Consider the following 23,189-nt stretch of genomic DNA (forward strand, 5'->3'; position numbering starts at 1 on the left):
TTTGAAAAATATTTTAAAACCAGAAATACAACAATTTATTAATGCAAATCTAACCACTGATTTGCATTCTTTGTTATTGAAAAAATCGCCATTTCCAGAGGTTTCGATGCAGGAAATTGTACAACAAATCAAAGGGAAAAAAGTAGCTCAAAGAAAATTCGAATTCTTATTAAAAGAAGGAATTGTTTTTCCGCCAAATCTCAATTTGGAGCAAGCTTCATCGCAATCGACAGCAGAATTTAAATCTAAAAGTTTGAATGGAAGAAATTTCCTTGATTTAACTTGTGGTTTCGGGATTGATGCGTATTTTTTATCGAAAAAATTTGAAAAAATTACGCTCATTGAACAAAATTCGGAACTTATCGAAATCGTGAAAAATAATTGGGACGTTTTGGGACGAAAAGCGAATTTTATTAATGAAAAATTAGAAGTTTTTTTAGAAGAAAATACAGAAAAATTTGATTTAATTTATCTCGATCCGGCAAGAAGAGATTCTGAAAAGAATAAGAAATTTCTGCTCGAAGATTTATCGCCCAATCTTTTGGAAATTCAAGAAAAACTGAGTGAAATTTCAGATAAAATTATCATCAAACTTTCTCCGTTGATTGATATTTCTTACTTGGTTTCGGTTTTGAAATTTATTTCGAAAATTCAAATTATCGCAGTGAAAAATGAAGTTAAAGAACTTTTGGTTTTTATTAAATCTGATTCAAAATCTGATGAAATCGAAATTTCTACCGTAAATCTGGAAACTGATGAGCCAGAATTCGTTTTTAAATTAAATGACGAAAAAGCTGCAATTTCAACATTTTCTGAAGTTTTAAAGTTTCTATATATTCCGAATAATGCTGTTTTGAAATCGGGTGCTTTTAATTTGATTTCCGAAAAATTTAACTTAAGCAAACTACATCCAAACTCTCATTTTTACACTTCGGAAGAACGTTTGAATGCTTTTCCGGGAAGAATTTTAGAGGTTGAACAAATTGATGCGAAAACCATTAAAAAAGGAGAAAAATTCAATATTATTTCAAAAAACCATCCGCTTTCACCTGAAGAAATCAAGAGAAAATATAAAATTTCGGACGGTGGAAATTCGTATTTAATTTTCACTCAAAGCCAAAAAGGGAAAATTATTTTGAAAACTGTTTAGAAAAGATTTAATTTTTTTGTGGTAAATCGTAATATTTCTTACTTTTGGACAATCAAAAAAAATATATGAAATCGCCAATGATTAGTGTGAATTTTAAAAATTCAGCGATGACATATAAGCTATAAAAACAATAGAAATTACTTATGAAAAAAATTATTTTAGGTGTAGCGCTTGCAAGTTTGGTGATTAGCTGTAAAAAAATACAGGCAGGTTCTAATAAAGGAGTACTGAAATTAGACGAAAACACAGAAAGATACAGCGATGATGAGATTCATGGAGACGGAATGCCGGCTGCGACTTCTCATGCTGAAGAAGTATCAAAAGATTCTGCAAAAACAACAGAAACGCACACAACTGCTGTGAAAACCGATTCTGCAAAAGTAGAAAATCCTGCTGCGGAAAATCATAGCAAATAAAACTTAATTTTATAATAAACAGATAAAATGTCTTGCTCCTGCGAGGCATTTTTTTTATTTTTACAAGATTCGATTTATATAATAATTAATAAAAATAAAATGCAAGAAACATTAAATTACATTCAGGAAAACAAGCAGAGATTTGTAGATGAATTGTTTGAATTGCTGAAAATTGCCTCAATTTCTGCCGATCCTGCGTATAAAGACGAAGTTTTGAAATGTGCAGATGCCGTTGCGGGATTTTTGAAAGACGCAGATGCTGATGAAGTTGAAATTTGCGAAACCAAGGGTTATCCTATCGTTTTTGGGGAGAAAATTTTAGATAAAAATTTGCCGACAGTTTTGGTTTACGGACATTATGATGTGCAACCTCCAGATCCGTTGGAACTTTGGAAGAAACCACCTTTCGAACCGTATATTGAGAAAACAGAACTTCACCCAGAAGGCGCCATTTTCGCAAGAGGTTCCGCTGATGATAAAGGTCAGTTTTTTATGCATTTAAAGGCGTTTGAAGCGATGATGAAAACCAATTCTTTGCCTTGTAATGTGAAATTCATTTTGGAAGGAGAAGAAGAAGTTGGATCGAAAAGTTTGGAAGATTTCGTGAACGAAAACAAAGAAAAACTTTCTTGTGATGCTATTTTGATTTCAGATACTCATATTTATTCGAACGAACAACCAACCGTAACTACCGGTTTGAGAGGTTTAAGTTACGTAGAAGTAGAAGTGGAAGGACCGAACAGAGATTTGCATTCAGGACTTTATGGAGGCGCAGTTCCGAACCCGATTCACGTGCTTTCTAGAATGATTACCAATTTGATTGATGAAGACGGACATATCATTATTGATGGGTTTTATGACAATGTCGATATCGTTTCGGACGCTGAAAGAGCAGAAATGAATAAGTTGAAAGATGATCCGGAAGGTTTTAAAAAATCCATCGGTTTAAATGATGTTGAAGGTGAAAAAGGATACACCACATTAGAAAGAACCTCGATTCGTCCAACATTAGATTGCAACGGAATTTGGGGAGGGTACACCGGTGAAGGTGCGAAAACAGTGATTCCTTCGAAAGCTTTTGCGAAAATTTCAATGCGTTTGGTTCCTTATCAAACTCCTGAAGAAATTACTGAAAAATTCACCAAATATTTCGAAAAAATCGCTCCGAAAAATGTAAAAGTAAAAGTTACGCCTCACCATGGCGGAATGCCTTATGTTTTACCAAGCGATACGAAAGAATTTTTGGCGGCCAAAAAAGCAATGGAAACAGCTTTCGGAAAAGAAGTTTTACCTTATAGAAGTGGTGGAAGTATTCCGATTACAGCAATGTTTGAGCAGGTTTTGGGCGCTAAATCTGTTTTGATGGGCTTCGGTTTAGATTCCGATGCAATCCACTCGCCGAATGAACATTATGGATTATTTAATTTCTATAAAGGAATCGAAAGTATTCCGCTTTTCTTTGAAAATTACGCGAAAGCATAACAAATTTAAAGAAATATTAAATTGTTAAAAATGAAAAATAAAGTAGCATACATAACTGGCGGAACCAAAGGTATTGGTTTTGGAATAGCACAAGTTTTAATTCAAAACGGAATCAAAGTAATTATTTCCGGTAGAAAACAGGAAGATGCTGAAGAAGCGGCTCATATTTTGTCTGAAGACCAGTCGATGGTTTTCGGAATTGCTTCTGATGTTAAAAATTTGGAAGATGAAAAAAATGCAGTTTCCGAAATTATTAAAAAATTCGGTCGGTTAGATTATGTGATTGCCAATGCTGGTTTAGGGATTTTCAAACCGGTTGATCAATTAGAACCTGAAGATTGGAGCAATATGATGGATACTAATCTCACCGGGGTTTTCCATACTTTGAAAGCATCTGTAGAAGAATTGAAGAAGACAGAAGGCTATTTTATAAGTATTGCCAGTTTGGCGGGAACTAATTTTTTTGAAAATGGTTCAGGTTACAATGCTTCGAAATTTGGAGTGGTGGGATTCACCCAGGCTGCGATGATTGATTTAAGGAAATACAATATTAAAGTTTCTACAATTATGCCCGGTTCTGTTTCTACTAATTTTAATGGAAATGAACCTTCCGAGAAAGATGCTTGGAAAATTCAGCCAAAAGATATTGGTGAATTGGTTTTAGACCTTTTCAAGATGAATCCGCGCACTTTGCCAAGCAAAATTGAGGTTAGACCATCTAAACCAAACAGTTAAATTATGTATAAAATATTAATTCTTATAAATGCTATGCATGCATAATATATTATTGTTTAACTTAGCAAAACTGAACGTCTCCAAAGACCACGATAGGAATTGGAGCCTTTTTAATCATTTTAAAATTATTTAACACATGAAAATATTAGTTTGTATCAGTAGTGTTCCGGATACTACTTCCAAAATTAATTTCACAGCAGACAAATCTGCTTTCGACAAAAACGGAATTCAGTGGGTAATTAACCCTTTGGATGAATTTGCATTAACAAAAGCCATCAAATTACAAGAAACTCAAGGTGCAACAGTAACAGTAGTCAATGTTGGTGATGCAGGAACTGAGGCAGTAATCAGAAAAGCATTGGCAATCGGTGCGAACGAAGCAATTCGTGTAAATACCGATCCTAAAGACAGTTTTTCTGTTGCAAAAGAAATCGCAAATGTAGCTCAGAATGGAGGTTTCGATTTAGTGCTTTGTGGTAAAGAATCTATCGATTACAACGGTGGTGCTGTTCCTGGAATGGTGGCTCAGTTGCTTAATCAACCTTTCGTAAATGCTTGTGTAGGTTTGGATGTAAACGGTTCTGAAGCTACAGCAGTTCGCGAAATCGAAGGTGGAAAAGAAACAATTTCCGTAAAACTTCCTGCAGTAATTGCTGGTCAAAAAGGAATGGTTGATGAGAAAGATTTAATTATTCCAAACATGAGAGGAATTATGTCTGCCAGAACAAAACCATTGCATGTTCAAGAGCCGACTTCTACTGAAGTTCGTGTTGAAGGAGTTTCCTACGATTCTGTTCCAGCGAGAGCTGCAGTGAAAATGGTTGCTGCGGATCAGCTTGATGAGTTGGTAAGATTACTTCATGAAGAAGCAAAAGTAATTTAATTTTAACATTTAAAATTTCAAAAAATGGCAGTATTCGTATACGCAGAAAATATAAACGGGATTTATAAGAAAGCAGCTTTCGAAGCGGTTTCTTATGCTAAAGCAATTGCCGATCAATTGGGCGAAACCGTGAGCGCAATTACCATTAATCCTACAGATTCTTCGGATCTTTTGTATAAATATGGTGCAAATAACGTGATCAACGTAAAAGATGAAGGATTGAAAAACTTTAGCGCTAAAGCTCACGCACAAGCGGTAAAAGAGGTTGCAAACGGAAATATTATCATATTTCCTCACACTACCGATGCTTCTTCTGTAGCTCCAATGTTGGCAGTGATGAATGATTTTTCATTAATTACCAATGTTGTAGAAGCGCCAGAAAGCATTTCGCCGTTCCAAGTGAAAAGAAGAGCTTTCTCCGGAAAAGGATTTATGCACGCAAAAGCTGATGCACAAGGAGTTATCGTAACGGTTTCTCAAAATGCTTTCGGAGTGAAAGAAAACCCAGTAGCAGGAATTGAAGAAGTGAAAAATCTTTCTATCGCAAATGATGATACCAAAGTGATTTCCCATGAACAAAGTTCCGGTAAATTAGACTTAAAAGAAGCAGAAATTGTAGTTTCAGCAGGTCGTGGAATGAAAGCTCCAGAAAACTGGGGAATGGTTGAAGATTTGGCGAACGTTCTTGGTGCAGCAACTGCTTGTTCTAAGCCGGTTTCCGATATCGGTTGGAGACCTCATTCTGAACACGTTGGACAAACCGGAAAAGCAATTTCTCCGAATTTGTATATCGCAATCGGGATTTCCGGTGCGATTCAGCATTTGGCGGGAGTGAATTCTTCTAAAACCATTGTGGTGATCAATAGTGATGCAGAAGCACCTTTCTTCAAATCAGCTGATTACGGAGTAGTAGGAGATGCTTTCCAAATTATTCCTGAATTGACTCAGAAAATCAAAGCATTGAAAGGATAAATCTTATCCAATAAAATACTTGAAACGTCGGATTTTTCCGGCGTTTTTTTTATGGTTGAGCTATTATTCCTCCTAAAAGATTGATGGTAGAGAAATATCCTTAAAAAATTAAATCATGAATCTAAAAAATCAATTATATTTGTAGCTATGGATTACAAAAGATTAATCATACGCGGAATTTCTTACAGCCAAACACAATCCGGAGCTTATGCACTCCTTTTGGAAGATGAGGAAACCAACGTAAAATTACCCGTAGTAATAGGAAATTTCGAGGCGCAATCTATTTCTTTAGGACTAGAAAAAGATATTCATCCGCCTCGGCCTTTAACTCATGATTTGTTTACCAAATTTGTGACTTCCGTTAATTATACGCTAAGCTCTGTGGTAATTTATCAGATTATCGATGGCGTATTTTTCTCCAATATTATTTTTAAAAATATTTTCGATGGGCAAGAGCTCATTTTGGATGCCCGTACTTCCGATGCAGTCGCGATGGCTGTTCGATTCGATGCACCAATTTATACGACTGAGCAAGTGTTGAGCGAAGCCGGGATTCTCCTGGAGCTAGATGAACCTGCAACCATAGAAGAAGATTTCGATTTAGTAAATGAGGGAGATTTGGCGAATTTACCGTTGGAAGATTTGCATAAACTTCTTGAAGAAGCTGTAAAAGACGAAGATTTCGATGCTGCTCTTGAGCTTCAGCAGGAAATAAAAAGAAGAAATAAAAAAATTGATTAAAAATATTAAATAAAACAATGAATTTAAAATTACGACTTACGATCATAAGTTTTCTGCAGTTTTTTGTTTGGGGCGCATGGCTTACCACACTCGGAACTTATGGTTTTGCCTATAAACAATGGAGTGGAGCTGAGTTTGGTGCGGTATTTTCTACTTTAGGAATCGCTTCCATATTTATGCCTGCTTTGATGGGAATTATCGCCGATAAATGGATCAATGCCGAGAAACTTTACGGAATGCTTCACATTTTATACGGAGTTACACTTTTTTTATTGGCAAAAACTGATGATCCTACTTCATTTTTCTGGATTTTATTGGTAGGAATGTGCTTTTACATGCCGACTTTGTCATTGTCCAATTCAATTTCATATAAATTATTGAAAGACAGTCATTATGATGTCGTAAAAGTTTTCCCGCCGATCAGAGTATGGGGAACTGTCGGATTCATTGTAGCAATGTGGTGTACCAATATTTTCAGTGATGAGCAATCTTTCTCGAAAACAGGAATCCAAATAGGAGAAGTTTTATCAGGATTTTTCTCGAATTCATTGAATGCAAATCAGTTTTATATTGCAGGTTTCGGTGCAGTTTTCTTAGGAATTTATGCATATTTCTTACCGAAATGTCCGCCACCAAAACTCATCGCACATGATGCTACTTTGTCCCAAAAGTTAGGCTTAGATGCCTTCAAACTTTTTGGTGAGAAAAAAATGGCTTTGTTCTTTATTTTCTCCATGTTTTTGGGCGCTGCATTACAGTTGACCAACATGTACGGAGATACATTTTTAAAAGATTTCGGAGCGGTAGAAGCTTTCAAAGATTCAGCGGTAGTACAATATTCTACTATGATTATTTCTATTTCCCAGATTTCAGAAACGCTTTTCATCTTGGCAATTCCTTTTTTCCTTTACAAGTTTGGAATTAAAAAGGTAATGCTCATCAGTATGGGAGCGTGGGTTTTGCGTTTCGGTTTCTTCTCTTTGGGAGCGCCGGAAGGTTTGGGACTTATCCTTATCATTCTTTCGAATATTATCTACGGAATGGCTTTCGACTTCTTCAATATTTCAGGTTCTTTATTTGTTGAATCAACAACTGACAGCAAAATACGTTCATCTGCACAAGGATTATTTATGATGATGACCAATGGTTTCGGAGCGATTTTGGGAAGTTCAGTAAGCGGTTGGCTAATTTCAACTTTCTTTACCAACCCAAGTGGTGGAAAAATGTGGCATGAAATCTGGCTTGTTTTCTCTATCTATGCATTGGTTATTGCTATTGCTTTTGCAATTTTATTTAAACACAAGCATAATCCGGAGGTTGTAGCAGAGCTTAAACATTAAGAAAAACCTTTAAAATAAAATCAAAACACACTTTTTAGAAAGTGTGTTTTTTTTTGTAATTTGCCGTATTAATAAACTTATAAATTAAAATATGAAAGAAGTATTCATCGTTTCTGCAGCTAGAACTCCAATGGGAAGTTTTTTGGGAAGTTTAGCTACGGTTCCGGCTACAAAATTAGGTTCTACTGCTATTAAAGGTGCTTTAGACAAAATAAATCTTGATCCGAAATTGGTTCAGGAAGTCTATATGGGAAATGTATTGCAAGCAGGTGAAGGGCAAGCTCCGGCACGTCAAGCGGCTTTGGGAGCTGGTTTATCTAATGAAACTCCATCCACAACTATTAACAAAGTTTGCGCATCTGGAATGAAAGCCGTGATGATGGCTGCACAATCCATCAAAGCAGATGATCAAGACATCATCGTTGCTGGTGGAATGGAAAATATGTCTTCTGTTCCGCATTATTTCAATGCAAGAAATGCAACCAAATTAGGCGATGTGAAAATGCAAGATGGAATGGTTTTAGACGGCTTGACAGATGTTTACAACAAAGTACACATGGGAGTTTGCGCCGAAAAATGCGCAGCTGAATATGGAATTACAAGAGAAGATCAGGATAATTTTGCTGTAGAATCTTATAAACGCTCAGCGAAAGCTTGGGCCGAAGGCAAATTTAATGAAGAAATCGTTCCGGTAGAAATTCCACAAAGAAAAGGTGAGCCTATTATTTTTTCTGAAGATGAAGAATACAAATCTGTAAATTTTGACAGAATTTCGACTTTACCAACTGTTTTTCAGAAAGAAAATGGAACGGTAACCGCGGCAAATGCTTCAACTTTAAATGACGGAGCTTCGGCTTTGGTTTTAATGTCGAAGGAAAAAATGGAAGAATTGGGATTGAAACCTTTAGCAAAAATTGTTTCTTATGCCGATGCTGCTCACGAACCGGAATGGTTTACTACAGCTCCTTCAAAAGCAGTGCCTATTGCTTTGCAAAAAGCTGGTTTGCAAGTTTCTGATATTGACTTTTTCGAATTTAATGAAGCGTTTTCTGTGGTAGGCTTGGCCAACAACAAAATTTTAGGTTTAGACGCCAATAAAGTGAATGTAAACGGGGGAGCTGTTTCTTTAGGACATCCGCTTGGAAGTTCAGGATCCAGAATTATTGTTAGTTTAATCAATATTCTTAAACAAAACGGAGGAAAATACGGAGCCGCTGCAATTTGTAACGGTGGAGGTGGCGCAAGCGCGATCATCATCGAGAATGTATAAGCCAAATTATTTTTAAATACAGCCATTAAGAATTATTAATGAATTTTTTCATCAGATTCTTAATGGTTTTTTTATTTTTGTTCCATAAATTATTTACCAATGCCTGAAAACGATCATTTACAGACTCCAAATATCAAAAACAATCCGAAAATCATGAAAGCGTGGGCTTATTATGATTGGGCCAATTCGGTGTATTCGTTGGTAATTACTTCTACTATTTTTCCGATTTATTATTCGATTCTTACAACGGCTTCCGAAAAAAGTGAGTTTGTAAAGGAAACCGGACAATGGATTAAAGTTCCGGTACGACACATGATTACCATTTTTGGTAAAGAATATCAACCGGATGCGATTTATGGTTACTCGCTCACAATTTCATTCTTAATCGTAGTTTTGCTTTCTCCAATTTTATCGTCTTTGGCAGATACAATTGGGAATAAGAAATCATTTTTGCAGTTTTTCTGTTATCTTGGTGCCACTTCTTGCATGGGATTGGCGATGTTTACAGGGATGCAAAATGTTTTTCTGGGACTCTTGTTCAGTATTACGGCAAGTGTCGGTTTTTGGGGCAGTTTGGTGTTCTATAATTCGTTTCTTCCCGATATTGCAACACGCGATAAACAGGATGCACTTTCAGCCAGAGGTTATGTTTATGGTTATATTGGTTCAGTGGTTTTAGTAGTGATTTGTTTGGTTTTGATTCAGGTTTTTGCAAAAAATGCTGAGGAAGCTAAGCTTTATACCAGAATTTCCTTCCTTTTAACCGGAGCTTGGTGGTTTGGATTTTCACAATATACTTTTAAACATTTACCACAATTTGGTAATGTTAAAGACCAATTACCAAAAGATTTGGTACTGCTTAATTATAAAAATATTTTCAAAAAACACGAAGAACAAGGCGGTTTTTGGGAAGTTTTGAAAGACAATATCAGCTTTTATAAAGATATTGTGATTGAAAGTTTTCATGAATTATTTAAAGTTGGAAGAACGCTATTTGCAGATCGCAATTTGAAATTTTTCCTTTCGAGTTTTTTCTTTTATAGCGTTGGAATGCAGACCATTTTCCTGATGGCGACACTTTTCGGAAAAAGTGAAATTAATCTTGAACAGGACAAATTAATTTTAACCCTTTTGCTGATACAAATTGAAGCAATTATTGGCGCTCTGTTTTTCTCATGGTTATCGAAGAAAATTGGAAATAAAAATGTGATTTCCATTGCAATTATTTTATGGATTGTTGCGTGTCTATCGGCTTATTATTTAAATAAAGAAAACCCAAATGTAGAATATCAGTTTTATGGAATTGCAGGAATCATCGGTTTGGTAATGGGCGGTTTGCAAGCAATGTCGCGTTCCACTTATTCGAAACTTCTTCCGGAGGATTCTATGGATAATACTACCTATTTCAGTTTTTACGATGTATTAGAAAAATTGGCAATTATCTTGGGAACTTTCATTTTTGCAACAATGATTGAGAAATACAGTAATATGAGATTCGCCGCATTATCAATGTCTATATTTTTCTTTGCTGGATTGGTTTTGATCAGATTTTTGAAAGTAAAAATCGGCAATGGAAAGAACTCAATTTAAATTGAAAATTTCTGAAAAATTGGCTTAAATTTTGTTAATATAAAAATATTGCAGGTCGATTAAAATTTAGTAATTTTGCAACTGAAAATCAACGGGTTAAATTAAACTATGAGCAATCCTTTATTTTACGCTAAAATCCTTCTCTTCGGAGAATACGGAATTATTGAAGATTCACAAGGACTTACCTTGCCGTACAGTTTTTATAAAGGAACACTGAAATTCTCTGATTTAAACAATGATTTCGAGAAAAAATCAAATCTTTCCTTGAAAAAATATTCAGATTATTTAACAAATTTAGAATTACCAGATAATTTTAAGCTGAATGTTTCTGATTTTCAAAAAGATATCGAAAAAGGACTTTTTTTCGATTCCAATATTCCTCAAGGTTACGGAGTTGGAAGTTCCGGAGCTTTAGTAGCCGCTATTTTTGAAAAATATTCAATCAAAAAATATACTCCTGAAAACATTGCTAAAGAAGAACTGAAAGATTTAAAGAAAGTTTTTGGTCTCTTAGAAAGCTATTTTCATGGGAAAAGTTCAGGAATTGACCCTTTGATTTGCTACATGAATCTTCCGATTCTTATTGAAAACAAAGAAAATGTTGACCGTGTTTCGATCCCAAAAAGCGAAGAAGGAAAAGGTGCGATTTTCTTGATAGATTCCGGAATGACGGGCGAAACCGGACCTATGGTTCAGATTTTCTTTGAAAAAATGAAAACTGAAGGATTCCGCAAAACATTGAAAGAAGAATTTATCCGATACAATAATGCTTGTATTGATGCCTTTTTGAAAAAGGAAATGAATCCCTTTTTCAAAAATCTAAAAAGCCTTTCCGTTTGGGCATACGAACATTTCAAACCGATGATTCCCGAAACGATCTATAAAGCTTGGAAAAAAGGTCTGGATTCTAACGCTTATTACTTGAAACTTTGTGGCAGTGGAGGCGGAGGTTATATTTTGGGCTTTACAAAAGATTACGAGAAAGCAGATAAAATGCTTCAGGGATTTCATAAAGAAATCATTTACAGATTCTAAAAATTAAGTCGGGGAAAATTGAATTCTATATAATTCCGCTTAATTTATGAAAAATCCCATTCTTTACAGAATATCCCAATTCGTAGGTTTCCTTTTGGGAGCGCGGGTTTTTGTGGCTTTGCTGCTTACGTTTGCATTGTATGTTTCTACTTTTTTTCTTTTTAATCAGGAAGAAAGTTTAAGAAATTTCGTTTTCGATTTCAAAGTTCACGGGATTATTTTTTGTACAGTTTTAAGCATTTTTGCCGGCGGAATTATCAACCAATTTTACGATCGGGAAAAAGATCAACTCACAAAGCCATTCCGCACGAAATTTCAGAGTTTCCTGAAGCAGAAATATTTCCTTTATGCCTATATCGCTCTTAATTTGATTTCCTTAGGCATTGCTTTTTTAATTTCTCCCAGAGTATTGTTTTTCTTTCTGATTTATCAGTTTTTCATGTGGTTTTACAGTCATAAGCTAAGCAAAATAGTTATTTTAAATAATGTAACATTTGTAAGTTTAACACTTTACCCTTTTTTCGGGATGATGGTTTATTACCACACTTTTTCTGGAAAAGTATTCCTGATGGCTGTTTTTCTTTTTCTAATTCTTTTAATTATAGATGTAACCAAAGATTTTCTCACTAAAAATGCAGACAAAATGTTTGGATATACCACTATTCCCAACTATTTCGGAAACTCCGTTGCCAAAATAATTATAGTATCTTTTTTAGTAATATTGATGCTGGTATCGATGTTATTAATCAACAAAACTGGGATACATAGCATTATCAATCTCTATTTTGCAATTGGCTTATTTGTTATCATTTTTAGCATTTATTTGATGTTAAATGCTGTAAAAAAAACTCATTTTTTTTTAATGAATATTTTAAGAATATGGGTTTTTATAGGAATTATCTCAATGTTATTGGACGGAATAATTAAAAGATTTTAGCCAGTCCGAAAGATTTTAGTCATCATGAAATTCACTATTTAATATTGAAAAACAGCGGTTTAAAAAGAATTGTCGATATATCAACGAATTAGTTTTATCTTTGCAAAAATTTTTCAGACAATGAGCCGAGACAGAAACAGCAACAACAAACCTAAAAAAGTACGAATTTCAAAAATTTCCAATTCAGGAAGTTCCAGACCTGCTCCTTCCCGTGCACGCGCTCCAAAACCTGAAAATACCGAAGAAAAGAAACCTGCGAAAGCCAGAGAACCAAGATTAATGTCTGAATCGGAAGCAAAATCTTACGAAAAAACTTTCGACAGACCGGTTTCCAGAAAACCTGCAGGAAAAAGAATTGGAAAATCTTTCGATAAAGATGCTAAATTTGGGAAAGGTGACCAAAAAGCCCGTCCAACAAAACTTTTCAAAAATTACGAAAGACCACTTGGGGAAAACGAAAAGACAAGATCTTTCGTACAAAAACGTAGATTCGATAAATTAACCAAGGAAACACCAAAAGAAAGTATTCGTTTAAATAAATACATCGCTAATTCCGGGATTTGTTCTCGCCGTGAAGCGGATGAATTAATCACTCAAGGTTTGGTTCAGGTCAACGGAAAAGTGGTTACAGAAATGGGGTACCAAGTTCAGAAAACCGATAAAGTAATTTTCGATGGACAAGGAATCACTCCTGAAAAACCGGTTTATGTGCTTTTAAACAAGCCAAAAGGATACATCTCTACTACGAAAGATGAAAAAGCTAGAAAAACAGTTTTAGATCTGGTCGCAAATGCTTCACCGTATCGCCTTTTCCCAGTAGGAAGATTGGATCGTTCGACCACTGGAGTAATTTTGCTTACAAATGATGGTCACATGACCAAAAAACTGACGCATCCGTCTTTCAACATGAAAAAAATATATCATGTAACCTTAGATAGAAAATTGGACAGAGCTGATCTGAACGCAATTGCTGAAGGAATTCGTTTGGAAGAAGGCGTTGCCGAAGTTGACAGCATTTCTTACATCGAAGGAAAACCAAGAAACGAGGTGGGAATCGAAATCCACATTGGTTGGAATCGAGTGGTACGCAGAATTTTCCAAAGATTGGGCTATGAAGTTGAGGCTTTGGATCGCGTAATGTTTGCCGGTTTAACCAAGAAAAATATCAAGCGAGGACACTGGAGAATTCTTACCGATTTGGAGGTGAACAACCTAAAAATGATGTAAAAATCTTCCGTATAAAAATAAAAACTTCCCAAGGTAAATCACTTTGGGAAGTTTTTTTTAGTAAAATCATGTAACAAATTTGATAAATCGTAACTTACTTTTCAGATAACCAGAAAATATGTCATCATTAGAAAAAGATTTTTTAGAAAAAATTGAAAAGCACAAAGGTGTGATTTTCAAGATTTCTAAGATGTATATGGATAATTTCGACGATCAGAAAGACCTTTTTCAGGAAATTACGTTCCAGGTTTGGAAAGCATATCCCACATTTGAAGGAAGAAGTGAATTTTCAACTTGGTTGTACCGAATCGCCCTGAATACTGCAATTCTTTTCTTAAAATCTGAAAAACGGAGAAGCTTTATTCAGAACAATGAAGTGAGCAATTTCAAGATTAATCTGGATGAATATGATGATGACGAGGAGCAAAAATTGAAAAAAATGTACGAGGCTATCAACCAATTGAACGCAATCGACAAAGCTTTGATTTTCTATTATCTTGAGAATTATTCGGGCAAGCAAATCGCCGAACAAATGGGAATTTCCGAAGTAAATGCCCGCGTGAAAATGAACCGCGCTAAAGAAAAATTAAAACAACTTATTAATACACAACATCATGGAACTCGATAATTTAAAAGAAATCTGGGACAAAGAAAAAATCGCTGAAACCCCGGAAATTAGCATTGAACAGCAAAAAGAAATTCATCTTCCATTGGAACAATTGAGAAAAAAAATGAGAAACGAATTCTGGAGCACCATGGTGATGTTTGTTTTAATTATTTTATTCTTCATTTTTAAGGATTTCCATTTTTTCAAATTTAAAGTGTATTGTATCACTTTGGTTGCGTCGATGATGTTGGTGACGGGATTTTATTTCTTTAAATTTTTCCAGCTTTATAAGAATATGGGAGAAATCAACTTGAACGCTAAAGACAATCTAAAAGACTTGATGTTTCAGTTCAAGCTAAATGAACAATATTATGTTTCTTTTTATCTGGCTTTTGTACCGTTTGTGGTATGCGAAATGCTTTTGATTTTCGATTATATGCCGAATTTGAAAATGTTGGATGGTGTTAATTTCATTCTTACGTTTATCGGTTGTTGTCTGTTTATGCTGGTTACGCTTTATCTTTTCGGAAGATGGTGGTTTAATCATTTTTATGGCAAAAGCATAAAGCAAATTCAGAAAATTTACAATGATTTAAAATAAAAAACTCCCCGAAAAAATTCGGGGAGTTTTGTTTTATCGTTTAAAACGGTTTTAATTCAAATTTAAATTGAATCAATAATTGAGTTCAAAGTAGATGAAGGTCTCATTCCGGCATCAGTTTTTGCTGCATCCGGATGGTAATAACCGCCAATATCTTGTGGTTTTCCTTGCGCTCCAATCAATTCTTCGTTGATTTTGGTTTCGTTATCAAACATTGCTTTTGCAACTGGTTTGAAAGTTTCCGCAATCTCTTGATTTTTGGTCTGATTAGCCAAAGCTTCTGCCCAATACATCGCCAAATAGAAATGCGAACCACGGTTGTCAATAGAACCAACTTTTCTGGAAGGTGATTTGTCTTCTGCTAAGAATTTTTCGTTAGCAAAATCTAAAGCGTCTGCTAAAACTTGTGCTTTTTCGTTGTTTTGAGTTTGTGCTAAATGCTCTAAACTTGCTTGTAGAGCCATAAATTCACCCAAAGAATCCCATCTCAAATAACCTTCTTCGATGAATTGTTCGATGTGTTTCGGTGCAGAACCACCTGCTCCGGTTTCGAAAAGTCCGCCGCCGTTCATCAATGGAACGATGGAAAGCATTTTTGCAGAAGTTCCCAATTCCAAAATAGGGAAGAGGTCGGTTAAATAGTCTCTCAAAACGTTTCCGGAAACCGAAATGGTATCTAATCCTTTTCTGATTCTTTCTAAAGTTAAAGTCATTGCATCTTCGATATTCAAAATCTTGATGTCAAGACCATTGGTATCGTGATCTTTTAAGTATTTTTCAACTTTTTTGATCATTTCACGGTCGTGTGCTCTTTGATTATCCAACCAGAAAATTGCTGGTGTAGCGGAAAGTCTTGCTCTGTTTACCGCAAGTTTCACCCAATCCTGAATTGGTGCATCTTTCACTTGACACATTCTGAAAATATCGCCTTTTTCTACTGCTTGTTCCATGAAAACATTTCCTTCCGCATCCGAAACTTTTATAGTTCCTTCTGCTTCTGCTTGGAAAGTTTTGTCGTGAGAACCGTATTCTTCTGCTTTTTGAGCCATTAAACCAACATTTGGAACAGAACCCATCGTTTTTGGATCCAAAGCGCCATTTTTCTTCATGTCATCAATTGCCGATTGATAAAAACCTGCGTAATTTCTATCAGGAATCATCGCGATCGTATCTTCTTCTTGTCCAGCTTTGTTCCACATTTTTCCTCCACCTCTGATTAATGCAGCCATAGAAGCATCCACAATCACATCCGAAGGAACATGGAAATTGGTAATTCCTTTATCTGAATTCACCATCGCAACAGCGGGTCCGTTTTCCAATGCTTTTTCAATATCAGCTTTGATTTCGGCTTCTTTTTCGTTGCCTGAAATTTTATCAAAAAGATCCTGAAGTCCGTTGTTTGGATTTACATCAAGTTGATTGAACAAATCTGCATATTTGGTGAAAACTTCGCTGAAGAAGGTCTGAACGATCGCTCCAAAAATAATTGGATCGGAAATTTTCATCATCGTCGCTTTCAAATGCGCAGAAAGCAATACGTTGGCCGATTTTGCTTCAGCAATTGTATCAGCGGTGAATTTTTTCAATGCTGCTAAATTCATCACCGAAGTATCAATAATTTCGCCGGCTTTCAATGGAGAAAGGTCTTTCAAAACCTTTACAGAACCATCTTTTCCGAAAAATTCTATTTTAAATTGAGAGTCGTTTTCAACAGTAACCGATTTTTCAGTTCCGTAGAAATCTCCAGCGGTCATGTGTGCAACTTTAGTCTTAGAATCTGCACTCCAAACGCCCATTCTGTGAGGATTCGCTTTTGCATAGTTTTTCACGGCTTTTGGCGCTCTTCTGTCGGAGTTTCCTTCTCGCAAAACAGGGTTTACCGCACTTCCTAAAACTTTGGCATATTTAGCTTTTATTGCTTCTTCTTCAGCATTTTTAGGCTCCGCAGGATAGTTGGGAACCGCAAATCCTTGTTTTTGTAATTCTGCGATGGCTTCGTCTAATTGAGGAACCGATGCAGAAATATTTGGAAGTTTAATGATATTCGCTTCCGGAGTAGTGGCTAGTTTTCCTAATTCTGCTAATGCATCTTCTACTTTTTGATCTTCATTCAGAAATTCCGGGAAATTGGCTAAAATTCTTCCGGAAAGTGAAATGTCTTTTGGTGAAATTTCAATATCTGCTGTTTTGGTAAATGCCTCTACAATAGGTAAGAAAGAATGAGTGGCCAACATTGGCGCTTCGTCGGTCCAAGTATAGACGATTTTGGATTTTTCTGACATTCTGATATTTTTTATTTTTATTAAAAATTTTGAATTACAAATTTACGTATTTTTATAAAGCTATGAAATAGAGCAACAGTTAACTTTATGATTAATTTAACCTTTAATTAAAATATCTTTCGGCAGATATTTGCTATTTTTGAGAAACTAAAAAAATTAAAATTATGGCAGATATTACCTTAAAAGGAAATCCAATTCATTCTATTGGTCAATTGCCGGAAGTGGGACTTTCTGTGAGAGATTTCGCTTTGGTGAATGATAAATTAGAAGTGAAAACCCTTTCTGATTATGATGGGAAGAAGAAGATTTTCAATATTTTCCCAAGCATCGATACCGGAATTTGTGCTGCTTCAGCAAGAAAATTTAACGAAGAAGCAGGAACTTTGGAAAACACTGTAGTGATCAATGTTTCTAAAGATTTGCCTTTTGCTTTAGGTCGTTTTTGTGCAGCTGAAGGTTTAGATCACGTGGAAACTTTATCCGATTTCCGAGGAACTTTCGGAGATGATTATGGCGTAACATTAATAGATTCACCAATGAAAGGTTTACTGAGCCGCGCTGTAGTTGTAACGGATGAACATGGCAAAGTTATTTATACCGAACAAGTTCCGGAAATTGCTCAGGAACCAGATTATGAAAAAGCTTTAGCTGTTTTGAAGTAATTCTTTTTTGTTTTTTTTCAAAAAATCATCAATCACTGAAATAGTACTATCAAAAGAACGGTTTTTCGTAATCCGTTCTTTTTTAGTACATTTAGAGAAAAATATGATATGAAAAATCCTCTTACCATCAAGATTACGATTTTGCAACCTGCATATAAAGTTTGGGATTATTTTTACAACCCTAAACATATCGTGGAATGGAATTTCCCGACCTCCAATTGGCATTGCCCAAAAGCAGAAAGTGATTTTCGCGAAGGTGGAAGGTTCAATTATCGATTAGAATATAAAGACAAAAGTTTCGGCTACGATTTTTCAGGTTATATCGATGAAATCAAAATGTTGGAATCGGTAAAAAGCCATCTTGACGATGGTAGAAAAGTGGAAGTTCAGTTCAATAAAATTGATGAAAATACTACCGAAATCATAGAAATTTTCGAGCCGGAACCACAGAATTCCATCGAAATGCAACGAGTAGGTTGGTACGCAATCTTGGATCGCTTTCATAAATATGTTGAAAATAATTAATGAATTGCGGTAAAGTTTTTTAACAATGAATCAAGTTGAAATTTATATCAAATCATTTCCAGCAGAAGTTCAGCAAAAATTGTTAGAAATAAGAAAAACAATATTGTCCGTTGCTCCCGACGCAGAAGAAAAAATCAGTTACGGAATGCCCGGATTTTATTTGAACAACAAACCTTTGGTTTATTTTGCCGGCTACAAACATCACATCGGATTTTATGCAACTCCGAATGGGCATCAAGAATTTGCGAAAGAATTATTAGTTTACAAGCAAGGCAAAGGTTCGGTACAATTCCCTTTAAATAAGGAAATTCCTTTTGATTTGATTCGTAGAATTGTTGAATTCCGAAAAGAAAATCAGTGAAATTCTGTTCAATTTACACTATTTTTACCCTTAGAAATTTTAATAAGTAGAAAATAATGAACAACAATATTTTTCCTTGTCTTTGGTTTGACAAAACCGGGAACGAAGCAGCGCGTTTTTACACAGAAACATTTGGCGGAAAGATTACGGTAGATACTCCTGTGGTGATTAACTTCGAATTATTCGGACAGAAAATGATGATTCTAAATGCCGGTCCGCAATTTGAAAAAAATGCATCGGTTTCATTCATGGTGCTTTGCGAAACTGAAGCGGAAGTTGATCAATACTGGAAACCACTTTCAGAAGGTGGAATCGTATTAATGGAGCTTGGTGAATATCCTTGGAGCAAAAAGTACGGCTGGGTTCGTGACCGTTACGGGGTGACGTGGCAAGTTTATTTGGGAGAAAAACAAGATGAGCAAAAAATTCTTCCTACTTTAATGTTTATCCATGAAAACAACGGGAAAGCAATGAAAGCCATGGAACTTTACACCAAAATTTTCCCCAATTCATCCATTGGAAAAGTCCTAAAATATGGCGACGGAATAGGTGACAAAACCCATGAAATTCCGGAGAATGTTCAACATGCGCATTTCGAAATTGATGGTTATAATTTTCTCTGTATGGACAATTCCTATGATCATAAATTCGATTTCAATGAAGGAATTTCCATCGTTGTAATGACCGATAATCAAGAGGAAACTGATCATCTTTGGAATTCGTTGATCGCTGATGGAGGTAGAGCAAGCATGTGCGGCTGGTTGAAAGACCAATTTGGATTAAGTTGGCAAATTGTGCCCAAAAAATTAATTGAATTAATGAATGATTCCGATCCCATCAAAGGTCAAAAAGTAATGCAAGCGATGTCGACAATGCAGAAAATCATCATCAAAGATTTGGAAAATGCATATCACAATTAATAAAAACTTTACATGAAATTATTAGAATTTACCACGCAAATTTCGGCAACTCTGGAAAAAGTTTGGAACGTACTTTTCACCCAAGATTCTTACGGAAAATGGTCATCAGCAATGAATCCGGGAACGTATTTTGAAGGAAATTGGGAGGAAGGAAGCATCATGAAATTTCTCGATCAAAAGAACAACGGAATGTACAATTTGGTCGAAATCAACAAAGAAAATGAATTGCTCCGAATGAAACATCTCGGCTGGATTATGGATGGTGAACTCAGTCCACAAGGTTGGGAAGATTCTACCGTAACTTACATCCTCGAACCCAATGATAACGGTACTTTACTGAAAGCGGAAGTGAACTCTTTGGATGAATTTGTTGAATTTTTTAATACCAAATATCCTCAAAATTTTGAATTGATTAAAAACCTTTCAGAATCGGAATAATTTATAAAAATCTAATCATCATGGAAACATTAAATTTTGAAATCATCATCAATGCGCCCATTCAAAAAATATGGGATGTACTTTGGAACCAAGATTCTTATACCCAATGGACTCAATTTTTCGGCGAAGGTTCTCATTATAAAAGTGATTGGAAAGTGAACGGAAAAACTTATTTTCTGGCAGCTTCCGGAGACGGAATGGTTTCTACCATTAAAAGTTTAAATGAACCGGAAGAAGTAGTTTTTAGTCATTTGGGAATGATAAAAGATGGCGTGGAAGATACCAAAAGCAAAGAAGTTGAAGAATGGAGTGGAAGCGAAGAATCTTATTTCTTGAGAGCAATTTCCGAGGATTCAACGCAGCTCCGGGTGATTATTCATATTTCGAAAGAATATTCCGATCACATAAAATCGGGTTTCAACCAAGGTTTGCAATTGTTGAAAGAATTGGCTGAGAAATAACTAATTGAAAATAAATCATAGCAAAAACGGAAATCTCATTCCGTTTTTTTTATTTAAACTACATTTGAAAAAAAATATCAAATTTTTAAAGTAAACTTCAGTTTCAGTCGTCAACTGAAATATGGAGCTGGAAATTATACCCATGTCACAATCCGAAAAAGACAGCATTATTGCGCAAACCGTGAAAAATTACGGTAGTAAATTGTCGTCTTTTATCCGTCCGAAAGTGAACAATGCGGAAGATGCGGAAGATATTTTGCAGGAAGTTTGGTATCAGTTCAGTAATTTGACGAATATTTCAGAAATTATGAACGTTGGCGCGTGGCTTTATCAGGTTACTCGCAACAAAATTACCGACAGTTATCGCAAGAAAAAAACTGAAAATCTTGAAGATTTCGTGTATGAAGATGAAGACGGAGGCTTTTCTATCAAAGATATTTTATTGCTCGATGATTCCGAAAATCCTGAATTATTGGCATTTCGCGAAGAAGTTTGGAAAGAACTTTTTTCAGCTTTAGAAGAATTGCCTGAAAAGCAACGTTTGGTTTTTGTGGAAAATGCAATTGAAGGAAAAAAGCTTCATGAAATTGCTGATGAACAGAGAGAAAATATCAAAACCATTATCAGTAGAAAAAATTACGCAGTGAAATATTTAAGAGTAAGAATGTCGGAATTATACCGCGATCTTAAAGATTAAAAGAGAAAATATCATCCTTGAAAACAACAGGAAAAAAAGAAAAAAGTTATGAGTAATAAAATAAAAGGCAAAATCGCATTTTTTGTATTGGCGGGAATAGTCATGTTTTTTGCCGTTTCCGGAATTGTAATGTGGCTTTGGAACGCACTTTTGCCCGAAATTATCGGCGTGAAAAGTATCACTTACTGGCAAGCGATGGGAATCTTGGTTCTTTGTAAAATTCTTTTCGGTGGATTTGGCGGAAAAGGTGGAAAAAAATGTTTTGGAAAACAAACTTTCCAGCAAATGAAAGAAGAAAAATTCCACGGAATGACCGATGAAGAAAAAGAAAAACTGAAGGAAATCTGGCGAAAACGCTGCGAAGGAAATTTCTTTTGGAAAAACAAACAATAATTGTGAAACGGACTTTTGTCCGTTTTTTTTTATGTTTGATTTTCAGTGATTTATTTTAAATTATTTAAAGTAAAAACCAAGAAACTCCGTCTTCCATAAAAAGAACTTTATTTAAAAATTTAAAAAGTAAAAAAATGAAAAATTCAAATTTAAAAGGAGCTATAGGAGCTCTTGCAGTAGTTGGTTTAGCTTTAGCAGCGAAGAAAATTTCCCAGAAAAGAAAATTCATGAAAGGCATCTTCGAAGAATACGACATCCAGGAAAAAACACCTTTCGGATTTGCCGATAAAATCCGTGAAATGGATGATGAAAAATATGCTGAATTAAAAAGTAAAATGAAAGAAAATTTTGCATCAAAATGTTGCAAAAGAGCTTGCTAAACAAAAAAATGAAGCATAAAAGCACATTAAACTAATTGTTTTGTAAAACGGGAGGAACTATTTCTTTCCGTTTTTTTTGTGATTGTTTTGTTTGAGAAATAGCTTTTCAAGCCGAAATACGAAAAAAAACTTACTTTTGTTCCTCCAAAATATTCGAACCCGAATCTTCCAGAATGAAAAACTATTATTATTTTCTCGGCCTTCCGGAGAACGCTTCAGAGGAAGAAATTAAAAAAGCGTATCGGAAATTATCACTGAAATACCATCCCGATAAAAATGAAAACGATGAGTTTTTTGCAGCTCGTTTTCGCGAAGCTCAGGAAGCGTATGAAATATTGATGGATAAAGAGAAAAGGAGGATTTATGATGGTAATTTAGGACATCAACAGCGAACAAATCGCTCGAATCTGCCTCCTTCAATCAAGACGTTTTCAGCCAATAAAATTCATGCGGTAAAAGGAGAAGAAATCATCATTACTTGGCAAACCAATCAGGCAGATATTGTGAAGATTTTGCCTTTCGGACTCGAGAAAAGCTATGGAGAGCGAGCTTTTAAAATCACCGAATTCAAAGACGGGAAATTTCAGCTTTTGCTTCATGCAACGAATTCTTTGCTGAATAAAACGGTGGTTCGCGCCATCACCATTACTGAGGTTTTTGAAAACGATAAGGAAAAATTTAGAAATGATGTGGAAGAATTGTTTAAGCCGCAAAAACCCACAAGATTAAATCCGAACGGTCAACCGAAGTTTTTGCGAATTTTTCTGGCCATTCTTTTTTTGGCCATTGCGATTATGCTTTTGGTGAAAACTTTTTCGGCTTAAATATCCTTTAGCTTAAGCCATTTTCAATCTTCCTGGGCACTTTTTGCAGCGTTTTCCTTTTTTGAATTTCTTGCAACATTTCTTTTTGTCACAATACATTTCTTCGGTTTTTCCGTAGAAAGGAGAAAGTGGTGCAATTTTAAAAGGGATGATGTTTGGATTCATGTTGCAAATATAACTCTAATTTAGAACCTATCAAAATAACAAACCCGAATTTTCTGAATTTCTGATTTCAACAAACGGTCATTGTGCCTTTGTAT

At 35.2% G+C, this 23,189-nt stretch carries 27 protein-coding genes; 25 read left to right on the forward strand and 2 right to left on the reverse strand.

The features are described from left to right. Position 1: 1 nt before the first annotated feature. The 15 genes from NOV28_RS02500 (at position 2) to NOV28_RS02570 (ending at position 14,986) form a co-directional block, all read left to right on the forward strand. Positions 2-1,150: a class I SAM-dependent methyltransferase gene (locus tag NOV28_RS02500; RefSeq protein WP_255927228.1), complete on the forward strand. Its 1,149-nt coding sequence runs from the start codon at positions 2-4 to the stop codon at positions 1,148-1,150. Between the two features lie 143 nt (positions 1,151-1,293). Then, positions 1,294-1,566, forward strand: a complete 273-nt coding sequence (locus NOV28_RS02505) for a hypothetical protein (RefSeq protein WP_255927230.1) — start codon at positions 1,294-1,296, stop codon at positions 1,564-1,566. A gap of 99 nt (positions 1,567-1,665) precedes the next feature. Further along, positions 1,666-3,048, forward strand: a complete 1,383-nt coding sequence (locus NOV28_RS02510; RefSeq protein WP_255927232.1) for a dipeptidase — start codon at positions 1,666-1,668, stop codon at positions 3,046-3,048. 30 nt (positions 3,049-3,078) lie between these two features. Then, on the forward strand, positions 3,079-3,783 hold the full coding sequence (locus NOV28_RS02515; protein WP_255927234.1) for an SDR family oxidoreductase: 705 nt from the start codon (positions 3,079-3,081) through the stop codon (positions 3,781-3,783). Positions 3,784-3,919: 136 nt separating this feature from the next. Continuing rightward, positions 3,920-4,666 carry an electron transfer flavoprotein subunit beta/FixA family protein gene (locus tag NOV28_RS02520; protein ID WP_255927236.1) on the forward strand — a complete coding sequence of 249 codons (747 nt, stop codon included), beginning with the start codon at positions 3,920-3,922 and terminating at the stop codon, positions 4,664-4,666. Positions 4,667-4,690: 24 nt separating this feature from the next. Further along, positions 4,691-5,638 (forward strand): electron transfer flavoprotein subunit alpha/FixB family protein, encoded by a 948-nt coding sequence (locus tag NOV28_RS02525; protein WP_255927238.1) that lies wholly within the window; start codon positions 4,691-4,693, stop codon positions 5,636-5,638. A gap of 147 nt (positions 5,639-5,785) precedes the next feature. After that, positions 5,786-6,379 (forward strand): bifunctional nuclease family protein, encoded by a 594-nt coding sequence (locus NOV28_RS02530; RefSeq protein WP_255927240.1) that lies wholly within the window; start codon positions 5,786-5,788, stop codon positions 6,377-6,379. 17 nt (positions 6,380-6,396) lie between these two features. Next, on the forward strand, positions 6,397-7,719 hold the full coding sequence (locus NOV28_RS02535; RefSeq protein WP_255927242.1) for a nucleoside permease: 1,323 nt from the start codon (positions 6,397-6,399) through the stop codon (positions 7,717-7,719). 91 nt (positions 7,720-7,810) lie between these two features. Then, the gene (locus tag NOV28_RS02540; RefSeq protein ID WP_255927244.1) at positions 7,811-8,989 is read left to right on the forward strand and encodes an acetyl-CoA C-acyltransferase; all 1,179 of its coding nucleotides are present in this window, start codon (positions 7,811-7,813) and stop codon (positions 8,987-8,989) included. Positions 8,990-9,088: 99 nt separating this feature from the next. Further along, complete coding sequence (locus NOV28_RS02545; protein ID WP_255927246.1) at positions 9,089-10,579, forward strand: MFS transporter; 1,491 nt, start codon at positions 9,089-9,091, stop codon at positions 10,577-10,579. 108 nt (positions 10,580-10,687) lie between these two features. After that, on the forward strand, positions 10,688-11,614 hold the full coding sequence (locus tag NOV28_RS02550; RefSeq protein WP_255927248.1) for a mevalonate kinase family protein: 927 nt from the start codon (positions 10,688-10,690) through the stop codon (positions 11,612-11,614). Between the two features lie 46 nt (positions 11,615-11,660). Continuing rightward, positions 11,661-12,551, forward strand: a complete 891-nt coding sequence (locus NOV28_RS02555; protein WP_255927250.1) for a UbiA family prenyltransferase — start codon at positions 11,661-11,663, stop codon at positions 12,549-12,551. A 120-nt stretch (positions 12,552-12,671) separates the two neighbouring features. Beyond that, on the forward strand, positions 12,672-13,778 hold the full coding sequence (locus NOV28_RS02560) for a pseudouridine synthase (protein WP_255927252.1): 1,107 nt from the start codon (positions 12,672-12,674) through the stop codon (positions 13,776-13,778). Between the two features lie 118 nt (positions 13,779-13,896). Further along, on the forward strand, positions 13,897-14,406 hold the full coding sequence (locus NOV28_RS02565) for an RNA polymerase sigma factor (RefSeq protein ID WP_255927254.1): 510 nt from the start codon (positions 13,897-13,899) through the stop codon (positions 14,404-14,406). After that, positions 14,393-14,986 carry a hypothetical protein gene (locus tag NOV28_RS02570; RefSeq protein ID WP_255927256.1) on the forward strand — a complete coding sequence of 198 codons (594 nt, stop codon included), beginning with the start codon at positions 14,393-14,395 and terminating at the stop codon, positions 14,984-14,986. The genes NOV28_RS02565 and NOV28_RS02570 overlap by 14 nt, the downstream gene beginning before the upstream one ends. Positions 14,987-15,048: 62 nt before the next feature. Here the strand turns inward: NOV28_RS02570 and NOV28_RS02575 are convergent, their stop codons facing one another. Beyond that, entirely contained in the window at positions 15,049-17,268 is a 2,220-nt protein-coding gene (locus tag NOV28_RS02575; RefSeq protein WP_255927258.1) for an NADP-dependent isocitrate dehydrogenase, read from the reverse strand. 164 nt (positions 17,269-17,432) lie between these two features. On the opposite strand from NOV28_RS02575, the gene tpx reads away from it, so the two are divergent. The 10 genes from tpx to NOV28_RS02625 all read left to right on the forward strand — a co-directional run bounded on the left by tpx (position 17,433) and on the right by NOV28_RS02625 (position 22,929). Further along, positions 17,433-17,930, forward strand: a complete 498-nt coding sequence (tpx, locus tag NOV28_RS02580) for a thiol peroxidase (RefSeq protein ID WP_255927260.1) — start codon at positions 17,433-17,435, stop codon at positions 17,928-17,930. A gap of 108 nt (positions 17,931-18,038) precedes the next feature. Further along, positions 18,039-18,455: an SRPBCC domain-containing protein gene (locus NOV28_RS02585; protein ID WP_255927262.1), complete on the forward strand. Its 417-nt coding sequence runs from the start codon at positions 18,039-18,041 to the stop codon at positions 18,453-18,455. Positions 18,456-18,480: 25 nt separating this feature from the next. After that, positions 18,481-18,816 carry an iron chaperone gene (locus NOV28_RS02590; protein ID WP_255927264.1) on the forward strand — a complete coding sequence of 112 codons (336 nt, stop codon included), beginning with the start codon at positions 18,481-18,483 and terminating at the stop codon, positions 18,814-18,816. Positions 18,817-18,872: 56 nt separating this feature from the next. Beyond that, on the forward strand, positions 18,873-19,736 hold the full coding sequence (locus tag NOV28_RS02595) for a VOC family protein (protein ID WP_255927266.1): 864 nt from the start codon (positions 18,873-18,875) through the stop codon (positions 19,734-19,736). A gap of 12 nt (positions 19,737-19,748) precedes the next feature. Beyond that, a complete protein-coding gene (locus NOV28_RS02600; RefSeq protein ID WP_255927268.1) occupies positions 19,749-20,174 on the forward strand; it encodes an SRPBCC domain-containing protein in 426 nt (141 codons plus the stop codon). Positions 20,175-20,194: 20 nt separating this feature from the next. Next, positions 20,195-20,635 (forward strand): SRPBCC family protein, encoded by a 441-nt coding sequence (locus tag NOV28_RS02605; RefSeq protein ID WP_255927270.1) that lies wholly within the window; start codon positions 20,195-20,197, stop codon positions 20,633-20,635. Positions 20,636-20,777: 142 nt separating this feature from the next. Beyond that, the gene (locus tag NOV28_RS02610; protein ID WP_255927272.1) at positions 20,778-21,332 is read left to right on the forward strand and encodes an RNA polymerase sigma factor; all 555 of its coding nucleotides are present in this window, start codon (positions 20,778-20,780) and stop codon (positions 21,330-21,332) included. Positions 21,333-21,380: 48 nt separating this feature from the next. Continuing rightward, positions 21,381-21,725 carry a hypothetical protein gene (locus tag NOV28_RS02615; RefSeq protein WP_255927274.1) on the forward strand — a complete coding sequence of 115 codons (345 nt, stop codon included), beginning with the start codon at positions 21,381-21,383 and terminating at the stop codon, positions 21,723-21,725. 134 nt (positions 21,726-21,859) lie between these two features. Further along, a complete protein-coding gene (locus tag NOV28_RS02620; protein ID WP_255927276.1) occupies positions 21,860-22,105 on the forward strand; it encodes a hypothetical protein in 246 nt (81 codons plus the stop codon). Positions 22,106-22,278: 173 nt separating this feature from the next. Beyond that, positions 22,279-22,929 (forward strand): J domain-containing protein, encoded by a 651-nt coding sequence (locus NOV28_RS02625; RefSeq protein WP_255927278.1) that lies wholly within the window; start codon positions 22,279-22,281, stop codon positions 22,927-22,929. 12 nt (positions 22,930-22,941) lie between these two features. On the opposite strand, the gene NOV28_RS02630 is transcribed toward NOV28_RS02625, so the two are convergent. After that, a complete protein-coding gene (locus NOV28_RS02630) occupies positions 22,942-23,094 on the reverse strand; it encodes a hypothetical protein (RefSeq protein ID WP_255927280.1) in 153 nt (50 codons plus the stop codon). Positions 23,095-23,189 lie beyond the last annotated feature (95 nt).

This window comes from Kaistella montana, from assembly GCF_024436175.1.
Lineage (GTDB): Bacteria > Bacteroidota > Bacteroidia > Flavobacteriales > Weeksellaceae > Kaistella > Kaistella montana.